Here is a 25,821-nt window from a genome sequence, read left to right on the forward strand (position 1 = left end):
CAGTGAGTGCTAAGATCCATTGTCAAAAGGGAAACAGCCCAGACCATCAGCTAAGGTCCCCAAGTGTGTGTTAAGTGGGAAAGGATGTGGAGTTGCACAGACAACCAGGATGTTGGCTTAGAAGCAGCCACCATTGAAAGAGTGCGTAATAGCTCACTGGTCGAGTGACTCTGCGCCGAAAATGTAACGGGGCTAAACACACCACCGAAGCTATGGCTTGATGCTTGCATCAGGGGTAGGGGAGCGTTGTATAAGGGTTGAAGGTGTACCGTAAGGAGCGCTGGACATTATACAAGTGAGAATGCCGGTATGAGTAACGAAAAGATCAGTGAGAATCTGATCCGCCGAAAGCCTAAGGGTTCCTGAGGAAGGCTCGTCCGCTCAGGGTAAGTCGGGACCTAAGGCGAGGCCGAAAGGCGTAGTCGAAGGACAACAGGTCGAAATTCCTGTACCACCGTAAATCGTTACGAGCGATGGGGGGACGCAGTAGGGTAGTGACGCAGGCTGATGGATGCCTGTCCAAGCAGTAAGGCTGATGTGTAGGCAAATCCGCACATCGTAAGGCTGAGCTGTGATGGGGAGTGAAAATTACAGTAGCGAAGGTCATGATCTCACACTGCCAAGAAAAGCCTCTAGCCAGATGAAGGTGCCCGTACCGCAAACCGACACAGGTAGGCGAGAAGAGAATTCTAAGGCGCGCGGAAGAACTCTCGTTAAGGAACTCGGCAAAATGACCCCGTAACTTCGGGAGAAGGGGTGCCCCGGTAGTGTGAATAGCACGAGGGGGCCGCAGTGAAAAGGCCCAAGCGACTGTTTAGCAAAAACACAGGTCTGTGCGAAGCCGTAAGGCGAAGTATACGGGCTGACGCCTGCCCGGTGCTGGAAGGTTAAGGGGAGCGGTTAGGGAGTAATCCCGAAGCTGTGAACCGAAGCCCCAGTAAACGGCGGCCGTAACTATAACGGTCCTAAGGTAGCGAAATTCCTTGTCAGGTAAATTCTGACCCGCACGAATGGCGTAACGACTTGGGCGCTGTCTCAACGAGAGATCCGGTGAAATTTTAATACCTGTGAAGATGCAGGTTACCCGCGACAAGACGGAAAGACCCCATGGAGCTTTACTGCAGCTTGATATTGAATTTGGGTACGATCTGTACAGGATAGGTGGGAGCCTTTGAAGCATGAGCGCCAGCTTGTGTGGAGGCACCGTTGGGATACCACCCTGATCGTATCTAGGTTCTAACCTGGTGCCCTTAGCGGGTACGGGGACAGTGTCAGGTGGGCAGTTTGACTGGGGCGGTCGCCTCCTAAAGAGTAACGGAGGCGCCCAAAGGTTCCCTCAGAATGGTTGGAAATCATTCGAAGAGTGCAAAGGCATAAGGGAGCTTGACTGCGAGACCTACAAGTCGAGCAGGGACGAAAGTCGGGCTTAGTGATCCGGTGGTACCGCATGGAAGGGCCATCGCTCAACGGATAAAAGCTACCCTGGGGATAACAGGCTTATCTCCCCCAAGAGTCCACATCGACGGGGAGGTTTGGCACCTCGATGTCGGCTCATCGCATCCTGGGGCTGAAGTAGGTCCCAAGGGTTGGGCTGTTCGCCCATTAAAGCGGTACGCGAGCTGGGTTCAGAACGTCGTGAGACAGTTCGGTCCCTATCTGTCGTGGGCGTAGGAAATTTGAGAGGAGCTGTCCTTAGTACGAGAGGACCGGGATGGACGTACCGCTGGTGTACCAGTTGTTCCGCCAGGAGCACCGCTGGGTAGCTATGTACGGACGGGATAAGCGCTGAAAGCATCTAAGCGTGAAGCCCCCCTCAAGATGAGATTTCCCAGTATGTAAGACCCCTTGAAGACGACGAGGTAGATAGGCTGGGGGTGGAAGTGCAGTAATGCATGGAGCTGACCAGTACTAATCGGTCGAGGGCTTATCCAAATAGCAGGTTTTGATCGCAAGTTTCGTTTCGGATCTAGTTTTCAGGGAGCAATCCTTGTTATATTGTTTGATTGACTGTTTGGAGAGATACCCAAGTGGCTATAAGGGGACCCTCTGCTAAGGGGTTAGACTGCGTAAGCGGTGCGAGGGTTCGAATCCCTCTCTCTCCGCCATCTTTATCCTAAGATGGACAAGCAATCAGCGTTTATTAATATGGCGGTGTAGCTCAGCTGGCTAGAGCGTACGGTTCATACCCGTGAGGTCGGGGGTTCGATCCCCTCCGCCGCTACCATATTACCCAGGAGGCTTAGCTCAGCTGGGAGAGCATCTGCCTTACAAGCAGAGGGTCGGGGGTTCGAGCCCCTCAGCCTCCACCATATACGCCGGTGTAGCTCAACTGGTAGAGCAACTGACTTGTAATCAGTAGGTTGGGGGTTCAAGTCCTCTCGCCGGCACCATTAATGCCTGGAACCGTGGTGTAGTTGGCCTAACATGCCTGCCTGTCACGCAGGAGATCGCGGGTTCGAATCCCGTCGGTTCCGCCATTAATCTAAAATTTAATAAGGCTCGGTAGCTCAGTCGGTAGAGCAGAGGACTGAAAATCCTCGTGTCGGCGGTTCGATTCCGTCCCGAGCCACCTTTTAATCCTGGAGGATTAGCGAAGTGGCCAAACGCATCAGACTGTAAATCTGCTCCCGTACGGGTTCGGTGGTTCGAATCCATCATCCTCCACCAGTTTTATGAGTCATTAGCTCAGTTGGTAGAGCACCTGACTTTTAATCAGGGTGTCGAAGGTTCGAGCCCTTCATGACTCATCTTGTTAAAAAGAGCGATTAATCATTAATTTGGTTAATCGCTCTTTTTGTATATTTGAAAATTAAACAGCTGATTACAGATCCGAGGCATCGAAGGCGATGTATTAAAAGATATGATAAAATAATAGAAAAAAGCAAAGTGGTGGCGTTCATTATATGAAGCTCATACTTGGTCTTAAACAACAGATTGAATCCATTATCGGCACTAGCTTGGACGAATACGAGATTACCGTAGAAGAATGGAATCAATCTGCAATGCAGTTAATCGGTTGGAAACAGAATCAAAGTGGTTTACTTGAGATGGAAACTTCCGAGGAAGGACAACCTAATCAGGAGTTTGCTTCTGACGCGATAGCCAGTGTGAAAAGTTTAAATACAGAGGAACGTATCTACTTCAAAGTTAAGTTTAAGGAGAATGAAGGAACTTTAGTATGTTGGGGTTGTTCTGCTAGCTCCATAACCATGGAAACAAGACGCTTAATTGAATTGCTGATTACTAACAGTTCAGACAGAATAGCTGAAGAGCTGCCAGTAAAATATGAGAATAATCGGGAACAGGAACTTGCTGAATTGGGGAAATGGCTTCGTCAGAAGATAGAACACCCGGCGGAGCAGGAATCCATTCCGGAGCACTTTTCATTTCGAGATGAGCTGCATTCTGAAAAGATCCCGTTTCTACTGCAATGTGAGACACCAGACGCCCATCGTATTCGTTCAAAGGAATTGAACAAGTTGCTGGGGAGTTATTTTGGTGAGGACATTATGCTGATTCCTCTTGGAGAGCAGGACTGGCTCTTTCTGAGTGATGAGCAGATTGTAACAGGTGAAGCGGAAGAGGATACTCTCGAAGCAAAAAAGGATTTACTAAATGCTTTTTGTTTGGGTCTATATGAGTTGGTGGCGAGTGAATGGGCAGGAGTGTTTCATTTATCTGCGTCCATGCCGTGTATTCCAGTGCAGGAGTTATCGACAATTACTGCTCTGCTTGAAGAGAGTATTCATTTGGGAAGAGCATTTCACGTGGCTGAGCATATTCACTTACCATGGGAACTGCATCTTGAGCGATTGGTGGCGAGTATTCCTGAACAGCAGCGTCTTCGTTTTATCAAGGAGACAGGTAAGGATACGGCGATTTTTGAGGATAGTGAGACACTTGCGACACTGGAGACCTATTTTAGTCTGGACTGCAATGTCAGTGAGACAGCAAAGCGCCTTTTCATCCACCGCAATACGCTCATATACCGTCTGGACAAGATCAAACAGGAAATTGGTTACGATGTAAGAAGCTTTGAAAGTGCTGTTCTGGTGCGGCTTTTGCTGCTTATGTACAAAGTGACGAAAAAGCTCTGATATTTTTGTGCAGTTTGCGAATAGTCAAACATCACATGGATGGGTTAATATAAAACTACAAAATGTATTCGATTACAAAATGATCTCTGAGGAGGCAACAATCATGGCTGGTGTACGTTTAGAGCATATTTTCAAAAAATACCCGGGTTCTGATAAAGCAACAGTAGTTGATATTAACCTGGACATCAAAGATAAAGAATTCTTGGTACTGGTTGGACCGTCCGGTTGTGGTAAATCAACAACACTGCGTATGATCGCAGGCCTTGAGGAAATTTCTGAAGGTAAACTCTATATCGGTGACCGTGTCGTTAATGATGTTGCTCCTAAAGACCGCGATATCGCGATGGTATTCCAATCCTATGCCTTGTATCCGCATATGAGCGTATATCAAAACATGGCGTTTGGTTTGAAACTGCGTAAAGTGAAAAAAGACGAGATCGACAAACGTGTTCGTGAAGCAGCTAAAATCCTGGATATCGAGCATTTGCTTGAGCGTAAACCTAAGGCATTGTCCGGTGGTCAACGTCAGCGTGTCGCTCTGGGACGTGCGATTGTCCGTGATCCACAAGTCTTCTTGATGGATGAGCCTCTTTCCAACTTGGATGCGAAACTTCGTGGTCAGATGCGTGCGGAAATCACAAAGCTTGCTAAACGTTTGGAAACAACAGTTATCTACGTAACGCATGACCAGATCGAAGCCATGACCATGGGTGATCGGATCGTCGTTATGAAAGATGGTATCATTCAACAAGCAGCTTCTCCTGAAGAGCTGTACAACCACCCGGCTAACCTGTTCGTAGCAGGTTTCATCGGTTCCCCGACAATGAACTTTATCTCGGGTAAACTGGCTGAGCAAGGTGCTAACCTGCACTTCGTAGCTCCAGGCGTGGACGTTGAAATCCCGCAAGGTAAAGCACAAGTGCTGAAATCAAGAGGATACATTGGCAAGGAAGTTATTCTGGGTGTTCGTCCAGAAGACATCCACGAAGAGCCAGTATTCCTGGAAGCATCCCCGAACTCTGTATTCTCTACACACGTAGACGTAACAGAGAACCTGGGTCACGAAATGCTCCTCTACTTGAGCGGTGTGGGTAACGATACGACTATCGCACGTGTAGATGGGCGTTCCAATACTCGTGATGGTTCCACAGTTAAAATGGCAATTGACATGAACAAGGTTCATATCTTTGACAAAGAGACTGAAGTGAACGTTCTCCTTCAAGACTAATCATACTGGGATTCCTCGGATCCGATGGAACATCAGTTAACGCAATCATACATTGTATTCAGAGCCCCTTCCGTTGTTGCTGGAAGGGGCTTTTTTGATTAATGGGCGGCTATGGTCCGCGATTGCATTCAACACTGAATTCATTTAAGATTATTTGAAGGCTGGTTTTGTTTTGTAAAGTCTGTAACCTGAAACAAACAAAATGAATGCGCTAATAATGGAATGGAAAAGACGCAAAAATGCTGATGTACATAGAGAGGCAGCGAATGCTGAAAGGAAGAGACAAATGGCGAAAAAAGTGAAAGTATCTGAATTGGTACAGCAGTTCCAGCTTGAGGTCGTTTCCGGATCTCAAGGTTTGAAGAGAGTAATTACTGTAGATGACTTGAACCGTCCTGGCCTCGAAATGGCCGGTTATTTTGAATACCATCCACAAGAACGGGTACAGCTGCTTGGGAGAACAGAGCTGGCCTTTTTTGCAATGTTACCTGAAGCAGAACGTCGTGACCGGATGCAGCGCTTATGCACAGAGGAAACGCCGTGTATCTTGGTGACTCGTGGACTGGAAGTACCACAGGAACTTATCGAGATCAGTGAGGAGCAGAATCTGGCGGTGCTTCGCAGCAACATGGCAACGACAATTCTGTCCAGCCGTATTACCGGATTCCTGGAGCGCAAGCTTGCGCCAACAGCAACAATTCATGGCGTACTGTGTGATGTGAACGGAGTTGGTATGCTGATTACTGGCAGCAGTGGTATTGGTAAGAGTGAAACGGCACTTGAATTGGTGAAGCGCGGACACCGCCTGATTGCCGATGATGCCGTTGAAATCCGACAAACATCAGACTTCCAGCTGCACGGAACCGCACCAGAGCTTATCCGTCACCTGCTTGAGATTCGTGGAGTCGGGATCATCAACGTAATGACACTATTTGGTGCAGGGGCTGTTCGTAACAATAAACGAATTACCCTGGTAGTGCGTCTTGAGGCTTGGCAGCAGGACAAGCAATATGATCGCCTCGGTCTGGATGAGGAAACAACACGAATCATCGATACGGATGTACCGCTGGTAACCATTCCTGTTCGCCCGGGACGAAACTTGGCTGTTATTATTGAAGTAGCGGCGATGAACTATCGTCTCAAGCAAATGGGACTTAACGCCGCACTGCAATTTACGAACAAGCTGACAGCAACGATTTCGGAAGACATGGAAGACATGGACTAGGATTGTAGAAATATCTATTAGAAATGTAGGAACATGAGTTATACGTTTTTAAAATAAAGTCCAAAACTGGCCTGCTCTACTTCTTAGGGAATATGGAGCAGGTCCCATTTGGTCATGCATACAGATGAGTGAATTTATAGGAGTGTGAATGAATGGATACATTATTACTGTTGAACCCCATTGCGTTCTCCATTGGAGCGTTAAAGGTTCACTGGTATGGGCTTATTCTCGGTACCGCAGCACTCGTAGGTCTGCTGCTGGTTATCCGGGAGGGCAAGCGGTACAACATACCGCAGGAAGTATTTATGGATATGGTCCTGCTGGGTGTACCTTCTGCCATTATCGGAGCTCGTATATACTACGTTGCATTCCGATGGGATGATTATAAGGATAATTTCTGGGATGTCTTTAAGATATGGAATGGTGGTATCGCCATATATGGTGCGCTGATTGGCGCAATCATTTGTGCCGTCATTTTCTTCCGACGCAAAGGGTACAATTTTTGGCGCATGGCTGACATTTGCGCACCTGGACTCATTGTTGGTCAGATGATTGGACGCTGGGGGAACTTTGTAAACCAGGAAGCCTACGGCGGACCTGTGGAAGAGTCCTTTTTACGGGACAAGCTGCATTTGCCAGACTTTATCGTCAATCAGATGAATGTGGAAGGTGTATTCCACCATCCTGCATTTTTGTATGAGTCGTTATGGAGCCTTGTTGGCTTGGTTCTGTTGTTAGTTCTTCGTCGGCAGAAGTTTCTGCGTGCTGGTGAGTTGTTCATGTCCTACTTTATCTGGTACTCCATCGGTCGTTTCTTCATTGAAGCTCTGCGTACAGACAGTCTGGGCTTCCAGGCACCACAATGGCTTGCTTCGCTCGTCAACGGTCTATGGTCTCCAATGACTGCACTGGGCTTCGAACAGGGTTATCTGGATCCAGCCTACGGGAACGTAAGAATCTCGCAATTGCTCGCCATTGGCATCATTATTGCAGCTATCATATTTATCGTAGTGAGAAGAGTAACAGGAAAAGCGGATGCACGTTATAGTGATCCAATTGTATCTTCCAAGGTCTCATCTGAACCAACGGATGATATGCCGCAAGCAGGCCCGGTTGCCAGCAAAGAGAGTAAAGCAAGCCCAAGCCCCGCTAAAGAGGAGACGAAGCAAGCTGAGGACAAAAAGGAGTAATGCAGCATGATTGAAACGGTATTATTTGATCTCGACGGAACGATTATTGATACAAATGAGCTGATTATCAGCTCATTCCTGCATGTCATGGAAGGATGGGAGCATTCTTCTCCGTGGACGCGTGAACAGATCATCCCGCACATGGGAGGCACACTGGAGCAGCAGATGCGTACCTTCTCCGGACAGGAAGAGGTGGCCGAGTATGTCAAAGGGTACCGTGCATATAACGATATCCATCATGAAGCGATGGTAAAACCTTTTCCGCATGTAAATGAGGTTGTTGAGGCTCTGCACCAAGCGGGTATTGTGATGGGAGTAGTGACGACCAAGATTCGCCCATCTACGCTTAAAGTGCTGGAACGTTTTGACCTGATGAAATATATGAAATCCATTGTAACGGTGACCGATGTAACCCATCCGAAACCTCATGCTGAACCTGTACTTAAAGCAATGGAGGAGCTGGGTGCAGATCCGGCCAAAACACTGATGGTTGGAGATAGCCCGGTCGATATTCAATCCGCCCAAAATGCAGGTGCACTTGCGGCAGGCGTTGCCTGGTCTCTTAAGGGAGAGGCAGTGCTGAGTGAATATGGCCCGGATTATATACTGCATGACATGAAGGACTTGCTTGCGCTGACCCGTATTGAAACGGGACGTTCATGAGGAAAGTCACCCGCTATCCGGTAGAGGGCCACAATGCACTCTGGCATATCTACAAGACAGTAAGTCCGTGGAAGGGTGTTCGCAACTTTATATGGATTCAGTTGTCTCGGTACTGTCCGATTCTTCCGGTGAAGAACTGGATCTATCGCCACATGCTCGGTATGAAGGTGGGTAAACATACGGCGTTTGGACTAATGGTTATGGTGGATGTATTCTTCCCCGAGAAGATCACAGTCGGCGAAAATTCAGTCATCGGTTATAACACAACAATTCTCGCGCATGAGTACCTCATTAAAGAGTACAGATTGGGAGAAGTCATTATCGGTGAAAATGTGCTAATCGGTGCTAACACGACAATTCTCCCGGGGGTAACCATCGGGGATGGAGCAGTGGTTGCTGCAGGAGCGGTCGTTCACAAGGATGTAGCCCCAGGAGCTTTTGTCGGGGGGAATCCACTTCGTGAACTATCGCGCAGCGTGGATACCAGTGAAGTGGAGCTTCTCGTGAAAATGGATGAGCGTGTCCATTAGGGTGGCACGAAAGAGTGTAGCAGTGGACACCCGATCTAAGTTATGTGGAGTCGTCCAAAATTACATGATATACAGAGGCACAAGGTAAGTGTGCTTCGATGGGATAAGCTGCTGATGGCAGCTTTTTTCGTATACAGAAGTTGCTGAAAGGACTTGTTTGAACAGAAATAAATGATAAGGCAGAGCCGGTAAGCTAGAGGACGGTATTGTTGACGATGAGGAGTCATTCATGTTATCATATCCCATATACTTTAGTTTGTTAGCACTTTACCATATGAAAGCATTATGGAGTAGTAAGAACTTATCATCAATCAAGAACAGATCAAGAATGCATCAAGAAGGCTGCCCGGCAGCATCTGAACACAGTCCCTTATTTAAGGGTAATAGAAGATGGAATCGGGATTTACGATACATAAATCCTACTTAAGATAAAGCTAAAGCCCATAAACCAAACTACTGACTCGGGGTGAATGATACCAATGTCCAAACCAAAAGGCTTCGAAAAACCGACAGGTTTTCGTGACTATACACCACTTGTGGTAAACAAGCTGAGAACGATTGAACGGAACGTATTGGAATGCATGGAACGCTGGGGTTACCGTCAGATTATAACGCCAACGATTGAATATTACGATACGGTGGGAGTGGCGAGTTCGACATCGGATCGAAAATTGTTCAAACTGCTGAATAGCCGGGGAACTACACTTGTACTGAGATCGGATCTGACGGCACCCATTGCGCGAGTAGTATCTTCTCTATTAAAAGATGAACCGCTCCCGCTGCGTCTGTCCTATCATGCGAATGTGTTTCGTTCCATTGAAGAAGAAGCCGGACGTGAGGCTGAATTCTTTCAGACAGGTGTAGAGCTGGTTGGGGATGACTCACCAGAGGCGGATGCCGAAGTGGTTGCACTTGCGATTGCCTCGCTGCAGGCAGCGGGTGTGTCTTCTTTTAAAATAGCAATGGGACATATGGGATTTCTAAACGGTTTACTGGAGGAAGTCATTCCAGGACAGACCGCACAACAGGCCGCACTCAAAGAAGGGTTGCTCGGACGCGACTATGTTGGATATCGTCAGTCAATCGAGGAGCTTAATCTGGAACCCAAACCGAAAGAACAATTGGAAGCCATTCTGCGGTTGCGTGGCGGGAAAGAAGTATGTGCACATGCAGCAGAACTTAGCTCCAGTGCTGAAGCAGCGCAATCGATTGCTCATTTGTGTGCTGTGTTTGAAGTACTGGAAGCCTACGGTGTATCAGAACATGTACTGATTGACCTGACAATGATCGGAGACTTCTCCTACTATACAGGTATGACCTTCGAAGGGTATGCGGCAGAACTGGGATCACCGGTGTGCAGCGGGGGACGATATGACAATCTGCTGCAGCAGTTTGGCCGCTCGCTTCCGGCAACGGGATTTGCGCTGAAAACGAACCGGATCATCGATGGAGTGCACGGCATTACGATGGAAGAGAACAAACCTGTGCTTATCCAGTATGACAAGGCACGCCGAGCTGAAGCACTAGCGGAAGCCGCCCGTTTACGGAGGGCCGGACAAAACGTGGTGACTAGCCTTTTATCGGATCATGAAATAACAGTACCAGCAGCAGAAGTGGTAGCATCATCCGGTGGTAGCTCAGTACGTTCGGCAAGGGACGTCTACGATCAGGTTATCACCTATCAAGCTGAACAAGGAGGACGCTGAGATGTCGGATATTTTGAAGGTAGCCATGCCCAAGGGCCGGATCTATAAAAAAGCTTCCAAGCTCTTCCGTGAAGCGGGCCTCGATATTCCTGTTGATGTGGACGATACACGCAAATTGGTCATTGAAGTACCCGAAGCAGGAATGGAGTTCATCATGGCGAAGCCTGTAGATGTGCCAACGTATGTGGAATACGGTGTAGCGGATATCGGGATTGTTGGTAAGGACGTACTGCTTGAGGAAAATCGGGATGTCTACGAACTGCTGAATCTGGGGATTGCACAGTGCCGCATGTCGGTTATCGGTCTGCCGGATTGGACACCGGGTATTCAGCAGCGTGTGGCGACGAAATACCCAAGAATTGCCTCTCAATATTTCCGCGAACAGGGTCAGCAGGTGGAAGTCATCAAGTTGAACGGCTCCATTGAACTTGCACCTCTGATCGGGCTAGCTGACCGGATTGTGGATCTGGTGGAGACGGGGCAGACACTGCGTGAGAATGGATTGGTTGAGATGACAGGCATTCTGGATATCACGAGCCGCCTTATCGCGAACCGGGTGAGTTATCGGATGAAAAATGGACGGATTCAGGCATTGTGCGATGCATTGCAGCAGGTCATTCCAACGCCTAATGAATTTACCGCAGGAAGCCTTCAGGGATAAAAGATCGGGCAAAAAGGATTAGAGGAATCAATTAATACTTGTGAATGACAGGATATACAGGGCCAGGGAGGTAGAAGGCATGAAAATTGTACCCGCACGGGAATTTGATCTGAAGCGTGAAGTGGATTACGGTACACCTGAGCAAAATGAAACAGTCCGGCGCATTGTTAGTGACATCCGCCGGGAAGGAGATGCGGCCCTGCTGCGCTATACGGAGGAGCTGGACCGTACGAAACTGACTGCTGCGGGACTGCGCGTGCCGCAGGAAGAGCTTCAGGCAGCCTACGCTGCTGTAGAACCTTCCTTCGTGACGGCGATTCGGCAAGCCGCCGCCAACATTCGAGCGTTTCACGTGAAACAGAAACGTAATTCGTGGATGGATTGGCAGCCGGACGGCAGTCTGCTGGGCCAGGTCATCCGGCCGCTGAAGCGGGTCGGAGTGTATGTACCTGGCGGCAAAGCAGCATATCCTTCGTCGGTGCTGATGAATGTCATTCCGGCACAGGTTGCAGGTGTGCCGGAGATTGTTATGGTGACGCCGCCGGCAACCAACGGCGGCGAGGGAATTGACCCGTACATTCTCGTAGCTGCCGCGGAAGCAGGCGTGAACGAGATGTACCGGGTTGGCGGCGCCCAGGCTATCGCCGCCCTGGCTTACGGCACGGAGAGCATTGCCCCGGTCGACAAGATCTGTGGACCGGGTAATATCTACGTGGCGCTCGCGAAGCGCGAGGTCTACGGCGCGGTCGATATCGACAGCATCGCCGGGCCGAGTGAGATTGTGGTGCTCGCCGATGAAACGGCGAACCCGGTGTATGTCGCCGCAGACTTGCTGTCGCAGGCGGAACATGACGAGATGGCATCGGCCATTCTCGTCACGACCTCGGCCGTGCTGGCGGAAGCCGTGCAGGCCGAAGTGCAGCGCCAGCTTGAGGCGCTGCCCCGGAAGGCGATCGCCGCTGCTTCCGTGGAGCAGTATGGCGCGATTATTGTGGTCGATTCCATGGATGAAGGAATCGACGTGGTAAACCGGCTTGCACCAGAGCATCTGGAGATTCTGGTGCAGGAGCCGATGGCTTATGCCGGCCGGATCGAAAATGCAGGCGCGATCTTCCTCGGCCCGTACAGCTCGGAGCCGGTAGGAGATTATTTTGCCGGACCGAATCATATCATTCCGACAAACGGAACTGCACGGTTCAGTTCTCCAGTAGATGTGGATGACTTTATTAAGAAATCAAGCTTGATATACTACAGCAAGGAAGCGCTGCTTCAAAACGGAGCGGCTATCATAGAACTGGCCCGCCATGAAGGGCTTGAAGGGCACGCCCGTGCAATCGCTGTACGGTTAGAACAGGAAGGGAAGGCGGAATCGGACAATGGATAAGCAAAATAACGGAGTAGAGCTTGAAACTAAAGGTGCTGTGCGCCAGGCAGAGGTTGACCGCAAGACGAATGAAACCAATATTCAATTGGCATTTGCCGTAGATGGTACAGGGCAATCGACGATTGAGACGGACGTCCCTTTCCTCAACCATATGCTCGATCTCTTCACGAAGCACGGACAATTCGATCTGAATGTACAGGCGCGTGGTGACATTGATATTGATGATCACCACACCGTTGAGGATATCGGAATCTGTCTGGGGCAGACCCTTCGCGAGGCGCTCGGAGACAAGCGGGGCATCAAGCGTTATGCGAGTGTATTTGTACCGATGGATGAGGCACTTGCTCAGGTTGTCATTGATGTCAGCAACCGACCTCACTTCGAGTATCGTGCGGAGTATCCATCCCAGCAAGTGGGCAGCTTCTCGACGGAGCTGGTGCATGAATTCCTGTGGAAACTGGCGCTGGAGGCACGGATTACGCTGCACGTTATTGTACACTATGGCCAGAACACACATCATATGATTGAGGCCATATTTAAGGCATTGGGACGTGCACTGGATGAAGCAACGATGATCGATCCACGTGTAACGGGTGTTCCTTCCACGAAGGGAGTGCTGTAGACGATGGCGATTGCAATTGTCGATTACGGTATGGGGAACCTGCACAGCGTCGGCAAAGCGGTCGAACGTCTTGGCTATGAAGCGCTGGTGACAGGTGACAGGGAAACAATTTTACAGGCAGACGGGGTCATCCTTCCTGGCGTTGGTGCATTTGGTGATGCCATGGAGCACCTGCGGGAGAGTGGATTGGACGCTGTTGTAAAAGAAGCGGCAGCTGGAACCAAACCGCTGCTTGGGATCTGTCTGGGCATGCAGCTGCTATTCAGTTCCAGTGAGGAGCATGGGGAGCACACCGGATTGGACATCCTGCCAGGGAAAGTGGTGCGTTTTGCAGCAGGAGAGCTAAAGGTACCTCATATGGGCTGGAATCGCCTGGAGTTCCTTCACCCGGAAAATCCTCTCTTTGAAGGGCTTGAAGCCGGACATGTTTATTTTGTTCATTCCTATCATGCACGTACCGAAGTAGAAAGTGATCTGCTGGCAGTAACGGATTACGGACATCCGGTTACAGCCATTGTGGGAAGAGGAAGCAACTTCGGCATGCAGTTTCACCCGGAGAAGAGCGGTGAACTGGGCATGAAGCTGCTCGGAAACTTCCTGAAGTTGACAGGCAAGCCGAATCAGGGGTAAATCGGATTCCCGAGCAGAAGACCCGTTTAGATTAAAGCTAAGCTATCCAGGATAGGCAGCCCCTATCCTACTTTTAATAAGCAGTCATACTCATATAGATGGATAAAATAATAAAGAACAAATCAGGAGGCCTTGTATGTCATCTTTTATCATATATCCGGCAATTGATATCCGGGACGGCAAATGTGTAAGACTGGTGCAGGGGGACTACAATCAGGAGACGGTATATAATGATGACCCTGTACAGGTTGCCCTCTCCTGGGAGAAGCAAGGTGGTACATACGTTCATCTGGTCGATCTGGATGGTGCAAAAGCGGGTCACCCCGTAAATGACGAACTTATTGGTCGCATTGCATCTGCAGTGAACGTGCCTGTTCAGGTAGGCGGCGGGCTGCGTACCGTAGCTGATGTAGAACGTTTGCTGGGTCTTGGTGTGAGCCGGCTCATTATCGGAACAGCAGCTATTGAAGACCGTGCATTTACCGAAGAAGTGTTAGGACGTTATGGAGATAAAGTGGCGATCGGTATCGATGCCCGAAACGGTTATGTGGCTACTCGCGGCTGGCTGGAAACATCTGAGGTGCAAGCTGAAGTACTGGCGAAGGAACTGGCGGCATTTGGTGCCGAGACGTTTATCTTCACCGACATTTCCCGTGATGGAATGATGCAGGGGCCAAATGTGGAAGCCATTGTATCTCTCGCCAAGGCGAGCGGACGTAATGTTATCGCTTCCGGAGGTGTCAGTGTGATGGATGATCTGCTTCGCCTGAGCCGTCATGCGGATGATGGAATCGGAGGAGCAATCGTTGGTAAGGCGCTGTATACCGGCAGTATCGATCTGTCCGAAGCGGTGCGTGCAGTCAACAAGTAAAGGAACTGGATAGAGAGGAAGAGGAGTATGCTGGCAAAAAGAATTATCCCCTGTCTGGACGTTAAGGATGGCCGGGTTGTCAAAGGCGTTAACTTCGTGAATCTCCGCGATGCGGGTGATCCGGTTGAGCTGGCGGCTCTGTATGACCGTGAAGGTGCAGACGAACTGGTATTTCTCGATATTTCCGCTTCTGTCGAAGGTCGCGAAACGATGGAAGAAGTGGTACGGCAGACCGCTGGCGAAATCGCCATCCCCTTTACTGTTGGTGGTGGCATCTCCAAAGTTGAAGACATGAAGCGCATCCTGCGTGCGGGTGCAGACAAAATCGCAGTCAACACGGCTGCTGTACTGAATCCCCAGCTGATTGCCGACGGTGCTCGCCGCTTTGGTTCCCAATGTATTGTAGTGGCCGTAGACGCCAAGTACAATGAAGCCTGGGGAGAGTGGGAGGTCTACACTCACGGGGGACGGAAACCTTCAGGAATCAAGGCGCTCGAATGGGTGAAACAGGCTGAGGAACTGGGAGCCGGCGAAATTCTGCTAACCAGCATGGATGCGGATGGAACCAAAGATGGATTCGACCTGGAGCTGACTGCTGCTGTATCCGAATCAGTACGAATTCCTGTCATTGCATCAGGTGGTGCGGGTAAGGAATCTCATTTCTATGACGTGTTTACTGCTGGGAAAGCAGATGCAGGACTTGCTGCAACGATATTTCATTATAAAGAGATCGCTGTACCGGCGTTAAAACAACATTTGAGAGAACAAGGGGTGGAGATCCGTGAGTAATGTAAGTAACGAGATCAGGGAGCGCTTATCCCTGGAGCAGGTTGTAGAGCATATCCGCTGGAGTGATGGTCTGGTTCCTGCAATCGTGCAGGATGCCGAGACACGCCAAGTGTTAATGATGGCATATATGAACCGGGAATCATTGAAATTGTCACTGGAATCGGGAGAAACCTGGTTCTGGTCCCGTTCACGCCAAGAGCTGTGGCATAAAGGCGCTACGTCCGGGAACGTGCAGACGATTACTTCACTGAAGTATGATTGTGATGGGGATACGCTGCTGGTAGAGGTTAAACCAAACGGTCCTGCCTGCCATACCGGTGAAGTGACCTGTTTCCATAATGAAATTGTAGGACTGCCTCAGAATTCTACAGAACAATCCGGAAATGAAACAAACGCAGACGCTCCGGGATCAAGAGCCGAAGGCCGCTTTGACGTACTTGCTGAGCTTGAATCCGTTATTGCTCAACGTGAAGTGGAACGTCCGGAAGGTGCATATACCACGTATCTGTTTGATAAGGGCGTTGATAAAATATTGAAAAAAATCGGCGAAGAAGCGTCCGAAACGATCATCGCCGCCAAAAATAAAGATAATGACGAGCTTCGACTTGAGGTCAGTGACCTGATGTATCACCTGCTCGTTCTACTGCAAGAGCGCAAACTGCCGCTGGACGACATTATGGCTGAGCTGAGCCGCCGTCATGAACGGCCACGCCGCGATTAGGGGGTGCTCTAATGCGTATTGACTATCACACTCACCATGAGCGCTGCGGTCATGCTGTCGGCAAGCTTGAGGCTTATGTACAGCGGGGCGTGGAGATTGGACTGTCCCAGATTGGACTGTCTGATCACATGCCTTTGCTGCATGTAGATCCAGCGAGTTATTATCCCGAAATGGCCATGCCCATGGAGGAGCTGCCTCGCTATGTGGAAGAATGCTTCTCGCTGAAAGAGCGGTACCGCGGACAGATCGAGGTGCGTGTTGGCCTTGAAGGGGATTATATCGAAGGATGGGAGTCCGAAATCCGGTCAATCATTGAACGTTATCCTTGGGATTACATCATCGGTTCGGTTCATTTCCTTGGGGAATGGGATATCACCGACTTCCGTCAGACCCATCACTGGGAAGGCAAAGATATTTTAGAGGTATACCGTCAATATTATGATGCGGTAAGTAAAGCAGCTGCTACAGGTATGTACGATATTATGGGGCACACTGACGTTATTAAGCGTTTTGGCTTCAATCCTTCACCGGAGCAGACGGAAGAGCGTATTGCACTGGAGAATGCTGCTCTGCAAGCTATTGCGAAGAGTGGCTGTGCTATGGAGCTTAATGCGTCGGGATTGTCGAAGCCTTGTGCTGAGATGTTCCCTAGTCGGCGGATGCTAACAGAAGCCATTAAGCTGGGTATCCCGCTCACCCTTGGTTCTGATGCCCACGACCCACTTAAACTGGGTGAACATTTGCCTGAAGCCGAGCAGCTTCTGCAGGAGCTGGGTTGTACGGAGGTAGCTGTTTTTGAAGGCCGTCGCCGCTCTTTCGTTCCTTTAAATGTATAAGGCAGTGGGGTATAATGAGGTTAGGAAATAACCTTGTTCAATAAGGGATTATATAGGGAATCTAACCCTCGGGAGGGGCATTATGCAACATTCGTTACGTATTTTTTCCGGTTCATCGAACCCCAAGCTGGCAGAACAGGTATGTGACAAGCTGGGTGTACAGTTGGGCAAAATTAAGCTGTCCCGGTTCAAGAGCGGAGAAATATACGTTCATTACGAAGAAACCATCCGTAACTGTGATGTGTTTCTGGTCCAGTCACTGTCTCATCCGATTAACGAGCTGTTTGTCGAACTGCTCGTGATGATTGATGCAGCCAAACGGGCTTCTGCCCGCACAGTGAACATTATCGTTCCCTATTACGGATATGCCCGTCAGGAGCGCAAGTCTGCACCACGTGAGCCGATCTCGGCTAAGATGGTGGCAGATGTCCTGACGACAGCCGGTGCAAACCGGGTAGTTACGATTGATTTGCATGCAGCAGCGATCCAGGGCTTCTTCAACATTCCTGTCGATCATATGACATCGCTTGATCTGATAAGCGAGTACCTGCTCAGCAAAGGCATTGAAAATCCGGTGGTCGTATCCCCGGATGCAGGACGGGCATCCATGGCGGAGAAGCTGGCCAATCGGTTGGACTCACCTTTTGCCATTATGATCAAAAAGCGGCCGAGCCACAATGAATCCATCATTACACATGTGATTGGAGATGTGGAAGGACGCACGCCCATTATTATTGAGGATCTAATTGATACAGGGACGACGATTTTGAATGTGGTGGAAGGCTTGAAAGAACGCGGGTCCAAAAATGTGTATGTGTGTGCGACACACGGTCTATTCTCAGGTAATGCGCTAACCAAGCTTAATCATCCATCCATAGCCGAAGTGGTTGTCACCGATTCCATTGCGTTGCCTGATGACCATCCGGAGTGCTTCAAAGTTCTGCCTGTTGCGCCAATGCTGGCAAGAGCCGTTCGCATTATTGTGGATGGAGGCTCCATGGCGACATTGTTTAAAGATTCGGGAATCTGAAGTGTTCATGGAGATTTGCTGATCCGTGTTTGAGTAGTTAGCTGCTCAGCACGGTTTTTTGTTTTTTATCTAAATTATATATGAACTGCTTGATGCTATAATTCCCTGCTTGGCTGCTCTGAAGCTTGTGCTATAATAACATCAAATTGCATCTATCGAACTTATTTGGAGTTACCCAATTACGCCACAACCAGAGGAAGAACGAATGAAAATGTGATAAATAGGAGAACCACAGCTGATGTACATAGCTCAGTGGAGTGAGGAGTGGGGTCTATTGTCCCGTACTTGGTATTATCGGTTACTCTTTTCGTATTTCCCTATTTTTTTTCTTACCGTGACCATACTCATTTTTATTGCTTTTGTGTTCATTAACGATATCTCCAGAGAAGAAACGAGAAAAGCGGACCGTATATCCGCCAGTTATCTGGTAGATAACCTCGATCGTACTATTCGTGATATTGAACTGTCGGTGACGGAGGCCGTACAGAGTGAGCAGGCGTATAAGCTCTACTTCAATAATCCAGGTCAGGCAAGCAAAGAAACCGTCTATACCATTGCGCAGAGTTTGCGTGAACTGACGAATTCCTCTTCATGGATTCAATCGATTTATTTATATGACAAAAAGAATGATAGCGCTTTAACTTCAAGCGGAGCACGAGAAATAGAAGGTTTTGCAGATCAATACTGGATTGAACAGATCATGTCTGGTTCCCTTGCTCCCGGGTGGCAGCCCGTCCGCGTATATGATGTGGAGTCGGTTCAGCGTACCCCAATCCGGGTGCTCACGGTTAATAAAGACATGCCGTTACCCTTTGGTACCGATGGTGTATTGGTCATTAACATCAAGATGAGCAGTATTGAGCAGAGCATCGACAGCATGGTGAATGGACAACTTTCCTTCATGACTGTTACGGATCAGAAGGGTCAGGTTGTATATAATGCCCACTCCGACAGTGAAGGCGCTCATGGGGGACAACCATTAAATACACTTCACCTCGAAAGGCTTGGTTGGACGCTCCATAGTGGTATTAAGGCAGGCAATCTCTTTGGCTGGGTATCGGTCATTTCTTATGTATGGGTGTTTATTGCTGCCCTGACCGTTGTCTGTGCCATCATCTATATTGTCTATATTACTCGCCGCAATTATAAGCCTATTCAGATTATCATGAACCGAATTGAGGCCCATCAAATTAGAGCATTGGAGCAATCAGGGTCAAGTGTGGACGAAATGAAGCTGATTGATGGCGTGCTGGAAAATCTGATTAATCACATGATGGATTATGACGAGAAAAGCAGGGAAAATGCGCTGCTGCAGCGGAGCAAGCTATTCAACGATCTATTGCAAGGTGACAATCTGGATCGTGTCACGGAACGATTAAAGGAGCTATCACCGTTAACGGATACGGATCAGTCATCACACTTTACCGTTGTACTGGGAGAAATCAATCGATATGAGAAGGGATTCCAGGAACGATATACGCGCGGTGAGCAGAACACGCTAAAATTCGCTCTGATGAACGTCTTGCAGGAGCTCACTCGTAACACAGGAATGCAATGCTGGATGGAGTGGGTGAGTGCGGACCGAATTGCGATCCTGTTCCAGTCCCTGGAACCAAGTGAAGATATGACTGACCGAATCTATGCAGTTGCAGAAGAGTTCAGGTCTTGGGTGGAACAGAATCTCCGTATCTCGCTTAGCTTCGGAATCGGGCCGATCGCCAGGGGCGTAGGAGCCATCCGTGACTCATATACAGCAGCAGAAGCCGTAATGCAGCGCAAGCTCCTGATGAATGGAGATGTGGTTCTGGCCGGGGCTGGTGAAACCTCTCAGCAGTTGCTGGAAACCTACACCTACTTGCAGATGATCGCCGATTTTGTGAAGCGATTCCGAATGTCGAGCGGCCAGTGGCGTGACCTGCTTGAGGAGATTTTTACTGCCTTTGAGCACAACATGCTGCCTGATGACGATATTCTCTCTCTTCTAGAGGCCATGCTGCAGATGCTTCGCCGCGAAGTAGCCATGATGTCAGAGGAGCTACAGGAGAAATTATCCGAAGAGAACTTGCATAAGTGGTTAAAATCGATGCAGGAAGCGAAGACACTTGAGGATGTTAAATCCATGCTGTTTGATGATCTGACCGAACTGTTCCGAACCTATGTATCGGTGACCGAAACCAAGAGTTACAGAGCATTGGTCAATGAGATGAAAACATACATTGAAGAACAGTTTGCGAATCCGGATCTTTCGCTGAAGCATCTGAGTGATCGATTCCAGGTTTCGGGCAAGCATGCAAGTTATTTATTCAAAACAGAGTTTAACATGAAGTTTGTGGATTTCCTGACCGAGCTGCGGATGAAGGAAGTCGAACGACTTCTGGTCCATACCGATCTTTCGTTGCAGGACATTGCTCTGAAAGTTGGGTATGCCAACGGAATTACCCTTGGACGTGTGTTCAAACGGGTAACAGGGATTACACCAGGTGATTATCGCCGTTTGAAGCGTGAGCATCCCGCGGGCAAGCATGAAGGGAAAGAGTCGAGCGGCTGACTACATCAGGACATGTACAGGGCGGAATTCGTGCAGGCGCTCTCCGTCAGGAGAGCATCATGCATGAATTCGCCCTATTGCTGTTGCAGCATAATGATCCGACTGACAGAGGGGGCAGGTTATCGTGTGACGGACTCACATGATTCCGGTTTATTGCGCTCATGCGAATATAGGCAGTGCATGAAAATGGTTTATCGTGTTTTGAAAGCAGGTCGGTTGGGCGGTAATAACACTGTGCAGCATGAATGGAATACATGGGTCAAGGAACCAATGAAAATGGTCAGTGTACGAAAATCGTCGCTGGGATAAACCATTCTCCTTATGTAAGCGTTTGCGAAACGAGTTTGTTGCCAATGTCAGGAATGATGTGGAATACTCTGGGCAGGATTTAACCATTCACACAAGGGCAAAGGAGATGACACAAATGACAGGAAAAGCAACCAAAGGGAGTCTAAAGAAATGGGTAGGACTTGCGCTTACGATGGTAATGGGTGTTTCCTTGCTAGCTGGCTGTTCATCCGCATCAGAACAAGGCGGAGCAGATGGCAATGCGTCAGGTAATGGCGAGCGTGTCACCTTGAAAGTGGAAGTGTTTGATCGCGGTAACAGTCCTTCACCTTACACCATTACGAACAACTACTTATCAAAGCTGGTGCAGGAAAAATTCGGTGACCCGAATAACATTGATGTTCAATTCGTACCAATTCAGCGCTCGGAAGAAGTGACAAAGCTGAATGTTCTCATGGCCAGCAATACCGATGTTCCCGATATTGTTTTTGTATATGACTCAAGTGTGTTTTACCGCTATGCCCAGCAGGGCGGGTTGACCGATGTCGGTGAACTGCTGGATCAGTATGGACCGAACCTGAAGAAGTTCCTGGGCGAGGATACATTAAAGTTTGGACAGCTGGAAGGCCAGCAGTTCGCTATACCGGGTAAACGTGCAATTACAGGGCGGTACAGCTCGTACATTCGTCAGGACTGGCTGGATAAACTGGGATTGCCATTGCCATCAACGACCGATGAGCTGTACACCACTTTGAAGGCGTTTAAAGAGAAGGACCCTGGTCAGCTTGGCAGCAAAAACATTCCAATGGGAATGGCGCTGGCTCCAGCTCAATTTGAAACATTGATCTATTCCTTTATCAAGCCGGTTAGTGGTGATCTGACATACGCTCAGCGTTTTGAGCTGCCACTGCATGAGGGTTTCAAGGATGCCATGAAGTTCATGAACAAGCTGTACAACGAGGGCTTAATCAGCAAAGACTTCAGTCTGGATGAAGATAAAACCCAACTGGCCAAGGACGTGCAGAACGGTAACATCGGCTACTGGTCTGAAGATGTGGATGCCATCTTCTACGCGGATGGAACACTGGACAATCTGCGCAAAAATGTAGAGGGAAGCAACCTGGTTCCAGTCGATGCTTATACCAATGCGAATGTAGACAACAAACATATTAAGTCTCGTTACGGCTCCAACGGTATGTACATTATGATTCCTAAAAGCAGCAAACGCGCTGTGGAAGCCATTAAATATTTGGACTGGATGGCTTCAGACAATAACCTGTCGGATATCCTCAATGGGGTTGAAGGTGAGAACTATGAACTGGTTGATGGACTTCCCGTTGTCAAAGAGGATGCTACGCAGGAAGCCAAGGATCGTCTTTTCAATGCAGGGGATATGGCCATCATTTCGAACGGCAAAAATGTGGGTGACCAGGCCATGAATGAAAAAGCTTGGGTCATGGGATTCCCTCAGAACAATCAGGAAATGTTGAAGCAGTCCATTGATATTGCCAATACGGACACGGTAGGACCTATTATCTTCGATAAACCGATCGAGGCAGAAATGAAGTACGGCACAGCGCTCAAAGATAAGCTCAATGTCATTATCGTCAAAACAGCAATGGCGAAACCGGAAGAATTCGAAGCGGTATACGAACGGGAAATGAATGATTACATGTCACTCGGCGGCGAAGCACTGAAGAAAGAACTTGAACAGGCTGTTCAGGAGCTTGCTGCCAAATAAGAAAAATGATCCTCGCAAGTGGTACAGAGCTTACTGGAGAGAGCGGATAAACTTTGAAGTGACCTGTGCCGTCACCTGAGGCGGCACAGTTTATCTTCACGGATTGGAGGAGACAGACATGACCCCCTACTTGAAGAGGTATTGGCAATTATACGCGTTGATTTCCCTGCCCCTTATTTACTTCGTGATTTTCCGTTACGGACCAATGTATGGCGTACAGATCGCATTTAAGGATTTTAACCTGTTTCAGGGTATTGGCGGCAGCGAATGGATTGGCTTTGATGCCTTCCGCGAGGTATTTGGGATGCGGGACTTCTACACCACGCTGCGAAATACCTTTATGCTCAACTTTCTGGATCTGATTGTATCTTTCCCTGCTCCAATTATCTTGGCAATCATGCTCTATGAAATTCGGTTTAAATGGTTCAAAAAACTGTCGCAGACCATCCTGTATATCCCTCACTTCATTTCATGGGTGATTATCGGGGGGATTGTATACCAGCTGTTTGGCAACCAATCAGGTATGGTAAACGGTGTGCTCGAGAGTATGGGGCTGAACCCCATCCCATTTCTAACGGAGAAGAATCCGTGGCTTGTAACCTACCTGTTTACGGGCGTCTGGCAAAGTGCCGGGTGGGGAACCATCCTGTATCTGGCTGCACTGACGGGTGTGAACAAGGAGTTGTTTGAAGCGGCTGAGATCGATGGCGCAACACGTCTCAAAAAGATCTGGCATATTACATTGCCGAGCATCAAGCCGACCATTGTAACCCTGCTTATTCTGAATCTGGGGCACATGGTCACGATTGGGTTCGATCGTCCTTACATTATCGGGAACACAGCGGTGCGTGAATATTCAGATGTTCTAAGCACCTTCGTATACCGGATGGGTTTGGAATCCGGGCAGTATACACTGGCAACCGTAGTCGGACTGTTCCAGGCCGTCGTGGGTCTTATTTTCGTGCTGGGCTCCAACTACATTTCGAAAAAGGTAACTGGTGAAGGGATTTTGTAAAGGAAAAGAACGTACGCGAGCCTGTTATTCTGTAGACCATCAGTAAAGGAGTTGTGCGCTTATGAGTGACCGCACCTCAAATCGGATTTTTGATATCGTTAATATCTCCTTTGTAACCCTGTTTGTCGTGTTCTGCCTGGCTCCTTTTCTGCACACGATTGCCATATCGTTTAGCTCCAACCGAGCGATAACATCAGGAGAAGTGACGCTGTTTCCGAAGGAGTTTAATTGGGATGCATACGTCCAGGTCTTCTCTGACCATTCCATGCTCTATTCACTTGGTTACACTGCGCTTTTGACGATTGCGACTACGGTATTATGCATGCTGTTTACTGTTGCTGCAGCGTACCCGTTGACCAAGAAAAAAATGAAGGGCCGCAAGCTCTTCATGTACGTCATCATCATTACGATGTTCTTCAGTGGCGGGATCATTCCGGAATACTTGCTGATTCGTGATCTGCATTTGCTGAATTCGGTCTGGGCATTGATATTGCCTGGCTTGGTCAGTCCATTTAACCTGATTATCCTGATCTCCTTCTTCAATGGCATCCCGGAAAGTCTGGAGGAGTCGGCTGAGATCGATGGAAGCTCACATCTTCATACGTTGTTGAAAATTATTCTTCCACTCTCGCTGCCAGTAATGGCAACCCTGTCTCTCTTCTATGCGGTGGGACGCTGGAACGGATTCCAGGATTCCCTGATGTACATTAACGATCCACAGCTGTATCCGCTGCAGCTCAAGCTGTTCCAAATGGTACAGAACAATATGGTGAGTGAACTGACACAGATGGAGGGTGCAAACCGCGCACCGCTCACGCCGGAAAGTCTGAAGGCTGCCACCGTTATATTCGCTACCGTTCCCATCCTGCTTGTCTATCCTTGGCTGCAGAAATATTTCGTTAGTGGTGCCATGCTTGGGGCTGTAAAAGGTTGATTTGAAGCCATACCCATTATATGTGGGAAAAGGTTGCAACAGAGAAAGGAAGAGTGAGCTTATATGCAGCAAAATGACAAGGGTGAGTATTCATTCTCAACATGTTGGAACATCAAGCGTCATCAAGTGGGCGAGGCCATGATCGAGGAGATTCGCGAGCTGGGCTTCCGCCGTGTGGAGCTTAACTACAATGTGACGAAGGAAATGCTGACGTCCATTGAGCCTATGATTGAGGGCGGAGAGATTGGCATTTCCAGTGTGCATAATACGTTTCCTCATGTGCCGGACCCGGATTATGGTACAGACTCGGTATTGCTCGGATTCGAGGACGAAACGAAGCGTCAAAAAGCCATCCAGCTGCTTGTCGGTTCCGCAGAATATGCCCATCGTTACGGTGCTGAGGCTGTTGTTGTACACCCGGGAGAGGTACCTATCCCGGAGAGTGTCAGCAAGGAGCTTGCACAGCTGTATCACGACGAGGGGAAGGATTCACCTAAGTATCGCAGCAAATGGGAGGAATTTGTTGAACGGCGGCAGGCACTGAGCACAGGTTACGTCCAACAGATCATTCGTAGCCTGGATGAAGTCTGCAATCAGGCAGCAGCCAAAGGCCTCCATGTCCGGTTCGGCATCGAAACCCGCTCCAGACCACAGCAGATTCCTACGCTGGCAGAAGCCAAGACAATTATTGAGGCTCTACAAGGGGCTCCGGTTGGCATCTGGTATGATACCGGGCATGCCATCATGATGGATCGCCTGGGGCTCTACGACAGCGTGGGTGAGATGCAAGGGCTGATGGATGATATCGTAGGCGTTCATATTCATGAGACGCTTGGCCTTTCGGACCACTGGTGCCCTTATGTGCACAGTCAAGATATGCTTTTCTATGATGCATACCTCCCGATGATCCGCCGGGCAAGGGTCAAGGTCTATGAACTGAAATCAGCTTGTACACCGGATGAAATTCACGAGAGTCACGAACTGCTTATGAAGAAGATGGATACGGCAAGGGAGGGACGATGATGTTGGAAACAGACCGCGCGCTGGATGATTGCGCTGCGGCTGTTTCTTTGGCAATCCAGCCCAGCCACGAGCAAATACTCAGTTTGGAG

General features: G+C 49.0%; 21 protein-coding genes, 8 tRNA genes and 1 rRNA gene (1 of these 30 only partly in view). All 30 read left to right on the top strand.

Features of this window, described 5'->3' with window-relative positions; genetic code table 11:
• A 23S ribosomal RNA gene (locus AC3RCI_RS00690) occupies positions 1-1,932 on the top strand (it extends 995 nt beyond the left edge of the window).
• Positions 1,933-2,013: 81 nt separating this feature from the next.
• Positions 2,014-2,105: transfer RNA gene (locus tag AC3RCI_RS00695), tRNA-Ser, on the top strand.
• A 42-nt stretch (positions 2,106-2,147) separates the two neighbouring features.
• A tRNA-Met gene (locus AC3RCI_RS00700) sits at positions 2,148-2,224 on the top strand.
• 9 nt (positions 2,225-2,233) lie between these two features.
• Positions 2,234-2,309, top strand: a tRNA-Val gene (locus AC3RCI_RS00705).
• Between the two features lie 5 nt (positions 2,310-2,314).
• A tRNA-Thr gene (locus tag AC3RCI_RS00710) sits at positions 2,315-2,390 on the top strand.
• 9 nt (positions 2,391-2,399) lie between these two features.
• Positions 2,400-2,477, top strand: a tRNA-Asp gene (locus AC3RCI_RS00715).
• A 19-nt stretch (positions 2,478-2,496) separates the two neighbouring features.
• Positions 2,497-2,569 (top strand) — tRNA-Phe (locus tag AC3RCI_RS00720).
• 12 nt (positions 2,570-2,581) lie between these two features.
• A tRNA-Tyr gene (locus tag AC3RCI_RS00725) sits at positions 2,582-2,667 on the top strand.
• A 7-nt stretch (positions 2,668-2,674) separates the two neighbouring features.
• A tRNA-Lys gene (locus AC3RCI_RS00730) sits at positions 2,675-2,747 on the top strand.
• A 156-nt stretch (positions 2,748-2,903) separates the two neighbouring features.
• Positions 2,904-4,097 (top strand): PucR family transcriptional regulator, encoded by a 1,194-nt coding sequence (locus tag AC3RCI_RS00735; RefSeq protein WP_492527285.1) that lies wholly within the window; start codon positions 2,904-2,906, stop codon positions 4,095-4,097.
• A 103-nt stretch (positions 4,098-4,200) separates the two neighbouring features.
• Positions 4,201-5,325 (top strand): ABC transporter ATP-binding protein, encoded by a 1,125-nt coding sequence (locus AC3RCI_RS00740; RefSeq protein WP_095292957.1) that lies wholly within the window; start codon positions 4,201-4,203, stop codon positions 5,323-5,325.
• A 286-nt stretch (positions 5,326-5,611) separates the two neighbouring features.
• On the top strand, positions 5,612-6,550 hold the full coding sequence (hprK, locus tag AC3RCI_RS00745) for an HPr(Ser) kinase/phosphatase (protein ID WP_095292959.1): 939 nt from the start codon (positions 5,612-5,614) through the stop codon (positions 6,548-6,550).
• A 152-nt stretch (positions 6,551-6,702) separates the two neighbouring features.
• A complete protein-coding gene (gene lgt / locus AC3RCI_RS00750; RefSeq protein ID WP_154896751.1) occupies positions 6,703-7,740 on the top strand; it encodes a prolipoprotein diacylglyceryl transferase in 1,038 nt (345 codons plus the stop codon).
• A 6-nt stretch (positions 7,741-7,746) separates the two neighbouring features.
• On the top strand, positions 7,747-8,403 hold the full coding sequence (gene ppaX, locus AC3RCI_RS00755; RefSeq protein WP_430199906.1) for a pyrophosphatase PpaX: 657 nt from the start codon (positions 7,747-7,749) through the stop codon (positions 8,401-8,403).
• Positions 8,400-8,933: an acyltransferase gene (locus AC3RCI_RS00760; RefSeq protein ID WP_127540632.1), complete on the top strand. Its 534-nt coding sequence runs from the start codon at positions 8,400-8,402 to the stop codon at positions 8,931-8,933. The genes ppaX and AC3RCI_RS00760 overlap by 4 nt, the downstream gene beginning before the upstream one ends.
• A 479-nt stretch (positions 8,934-9,412) precedes the next feature.
• Positions 9,413-10,639, top strand: coding sequence for an ATP phosphoribosyltransferase regulatory subunit (locus AC3RCI_RS00765; RefSeq protein ID WP_492527286.1), 1,227 nt, complete (start codon positions 9,413-9,415; stop codon positions 10,637-10,639).
• Position 10,640: 1 nt separating this feature from the next.
• On the top strand, positions 10,641-11,300 hold the full coding sequence (gene hisG / locus AC3RCI_RS00770; protein ID WP_154896755.1) for an ATP phosphoribosyltransferase: 660 nt from the start codon (positions 10,641-10,643) through the stop codon (positions 11,298-11,300).
• Between the two features lie 79 nt (positions 11,301-11,379).
• A complete protein-coding gene (hisD, locus tag AC3RCI_RS00775) occupies positions 11,380-12,684 on the top strand; it encodes a histidinol dehydrogenase (protein WP_221805453.1) in 1,305 nt (434 codons plus the stop codon).
• A complete protein-coding gene (gene hisB, locus AC3RCI_RS00780; RefSeq protein ID WP_110821845.1) occupies positions 12,677-13,306 on the top strand; it encodes an imidazoleglycerol-phosphate dehydratase HisB in 630 nt (209 codons plus the stop codon). Before hisD ends, hisB begins: the two co-directional genes overlap by 8 nt.
• 3 nt (positions 13,307-13,309) lie before the next feature.
• Positions 13,310-13,936: an imidazole glycerol phosphate synthase subunit HisH gene (gene hisH, locus AC3RCI_RS00785; protein ID WP_251643539.1), complete on the top strand. Its 627-nt coding sequence runs from the start codon at positions 13,310-13,312 to the stop codon at positions 13,934-13,936.
• Between the two features lie 136 nt (positions 13,937-14,072).
• On the top strand, positions 14,073-14,807 hold the full coding sequence (gene hisA / locus AC3RCI_RS00790) for a 1-(5-phosphoribosyl)-5-[(5-phosphoribosylamino)methylideneamino]imidazole-4-carboxamide isomerase (RefSeq protein ID WP_095292978.1): 735 nt from the start codon (positions 14,073-14,075) through the stop codon (positions 14,805-14,807).
• Between the two features lie 27 nt (positions 14,808-14,834).
• Positions 14,835-15,596 carry an imidazole glycerol phosphate synthase subunit HisF gene (gene hisF / locus AC3RCI_RS00795; RefSeq protein WP_336784251.1) on the top strand — a complete coding sequence of 254 codons (762 nt, stop codon included), beginning with the start codon at positions 14,835-14,837 and terminating at the stop codon, positions 15,594-15,596.
• Complete coding sequence (gene hisIE / locus AC3RCI_RS00800; protein WP_336784250.1) at positions 15,589-16,317, top strand: bifunctional phosphoribosyl-AMP cyclohydrolase/phosphoribosyl-ATP diphosphatase HisIE; 729 nt, start codon at positions 15,589-15,591, stop codon at positions 16,315-16,317. Before hisF ends, hisIE begins: the two co-directional genes overlap by 8 nt.
• Before the next feature lie 11 nt (positions 16,318-16,328).
• Positions 16,329-17,153, top strand: coding sequence for a histidinol-phosphatase HisJ (gene hisJ / locus AC3RCI_RS00805; protein ID WP_336784249.1), 825 nt, complete (start codon positions 16,329-16,331; stop codon positions 17,151-17,153).
• An 82-nt stretch (positions 17,154-17,235) separates the two neighbouring features.
• Complete coding sequence (locus AC3RCI_RS00810) at positions 17,236-18,183, top strand: ribose-phosphate diphosphokinase (RefSeq protein WP_154896761.1); 948 nt, start codon at positions 17,236-17,238, stop codon at positions 18,181-18,183.
• A 238-nt stretch (positions 18,184-18,421) separates the two neighbouring features.
• Positions 18,422-20,731 (top strand): helix-turn-helix domain-containing protein, encoded by a 2,310-nt coding sequence (locus AC3RCI_RS00815; protein WP_492527287.1) that lies wholly within the window; start codon positions 18,422-18,424, stop codon positions 20,729-20,731.
• A gap of 424 nt (positions 20,732-21,155) precedes the next feature.
• On the top strand, positions 21,156-22,760 hold the full coding sequence (locus AC3RCI_RS00820) for an extracellular solute-binding protein (protein ID WP_154896762.1): 1,605 nt from the start codon (positions 21,156-21,158) through the stop codon (positions 22,758-22,760).
• Between the two features lie 118 nt (positions 22,761-22,878).
• A complete protein-coding gene (locus AC3RCI_RS00825; protein WP_095292991.1) occupies positions 22,879-23,775 on the top strand; it encodes an ABC transporter permease in 897 nt (298 codons plus the stop codon).
• Positions 23,776-23,836: 61 nt separating this feature from the next.
• Positions 23,837-24,709, top strand: coding sequence for a carbohydrate ABC transporter permease (locus tag AC3RCI_RS00830; protein WP_492527288.1), 873 nt, complete (start codon positions 23,837-23,839; stop codon positions 24,707-24,709).
• Positions 24,710-24,772: 63 nt separating this feature from the next.
• Positions 24,773-25,732 (top strand): sugar phosphate isomerase/epimerase family protein, encoded by a 960-nt coding sequence (locus AC3RCI_RS00835; RefSeq protein ID WP_492527289.1) that lies wholly within the window; start codon positions 24,773-24,775, stop codon positions 25,730-25,732.
• The last annotated feature ends 89 nt before the right edge of the window (positions 25,733-25,821 follow it).

The sequence above is a fragment of the Paenibacillus sp. MT124 genome, from assembly GCF_058792755.1.

Coding starts and splice junctions, on each gene's coding strand:
- AC3RCI_RS00815 (WP_492527287.1), top strand. CDS start 18,422: ATGTACATAGCTCAGTGGAGTGAGGAGTGGGGTCTATTGTCCCGTACT.
- AC3RCI_RS00735 (WP_492527285.1), top strand. CDS start 2,904: ATGAAGCTCATACTTGGTCTTAAACAACAGATTGAATCCATTATCGGC.
- hisD (WP_221805453.1), top strand. CDS start 11,380: ATGAAAATTGTACCCGCACGGGAATTTGATCTGAAGCGTGAAGTGGAT.
- hprK (WP_095292959.1), top strand. CDS start 5,612: ATGGCGAAAAAAGTGAAAGTATCTGAATTGGTACAGCAGTTCCAGCTT.
- hisG (WP_154896755.1), top strand. CDS start 10,641: ATGTCGGATATTTTGAAGGTAGCCATGCCCAAGGGCCGGATCTATAAA.
- AC3RCI_RS00825 (WP_095292991.1), top strand. CDS start 22,879: ATGACCCCCTACTTGAAGAGGTATTGGCAATTATACGCGTTGATTTCC.
- AC3RCI_RS00830 (WP_492527288.1), top strand. CDS start 23,837: ATGAGTGACCGCACCTCAAATCGGATTTTTGATATCGTTAATATCTCC.
- AC3RCI_RS00740 (WP_095292957.1), top strand. CDS start 4,201: ATGGCTGGTGTACGTTTAGAGCATATTTTCAAAAAATACCCGGGTTCT.
- AC3RCI_RS00810 (WP_154896761.1), top strand. CDS start 17,236: ATGCAACATTCGTTACGTATTTTTTCCGGTTCATCGAACCCCAAGCTG.
- hisB (WP_110821845.1), top strand. CDS start 12,677: ATGGATAAGCAAAATAACGGAGTAGAGCTTGAAACTAAAGGTGCTGTG.
- hisH (WP_251643539.1), top strand. CDS start 13,310: ATGGCGATTGCAATTGTCGATTACGGTATGGGGAACCTGCACAGCGTC.
- AC3RCI_RS00820 (WP_154896762.1), top strand. CDS start 21,156: ATGACAGGAAAAGCAACCAAAGGGAGTCTAAAGAAATGGGTAGGACTT.
- hisF (WP_336784251.1), top strand. CDS start 14,835: ATGCTGGCAAAAAGAATTATCCCCTGTCTGGACGTTAAGGATGGCCGG.
- hisA (WP_095292978.1), top strand. CDS start 14,073: ATGTCATCTTTTATCATATATCCGGCAATTGATATCCGGGACGGCAAA.
- AC3RCI_RS00760 (WP_127540632.1), top strand. CDS start 8,400: ATGAGGAAAGTCACCCGCTATCCGGTAGAGGGCCACAATGCACTCTGG.
- lgt (WP_154896751.1), top strand. CDS start 6,703: ATGGATACATTATTACTGTTGAACCCCATTGCGTTCTCCATTGGAGCG.
- ppaX (WP_430199906.1), top strand. CDS start 7,747: ATGATTGAAACGGTATTATTTGATCTCGACGGAACGATTATTGATACA.
- AC3RCI_RS00765 (WP_492527286.1), top strand. CDS start 9,413: ATGTCCAAACCAAAAGGCTTCGAAAAACCGACAGGTTTTCGTGACTAT.
- AC3RCI_RS00835 (WP_492527289.1), top strand. CDS start 24,773: ATGCAGCAAAATGACAAGGGTGAGTATTCATTCTCAACATGTTGGAAC.
- hisJ (WP_336784249.1), top strand. CDS start 16,329: ATGCGTATTGACTATCACACTCACCATGAGCGCTGCGGTCATGCTGTC.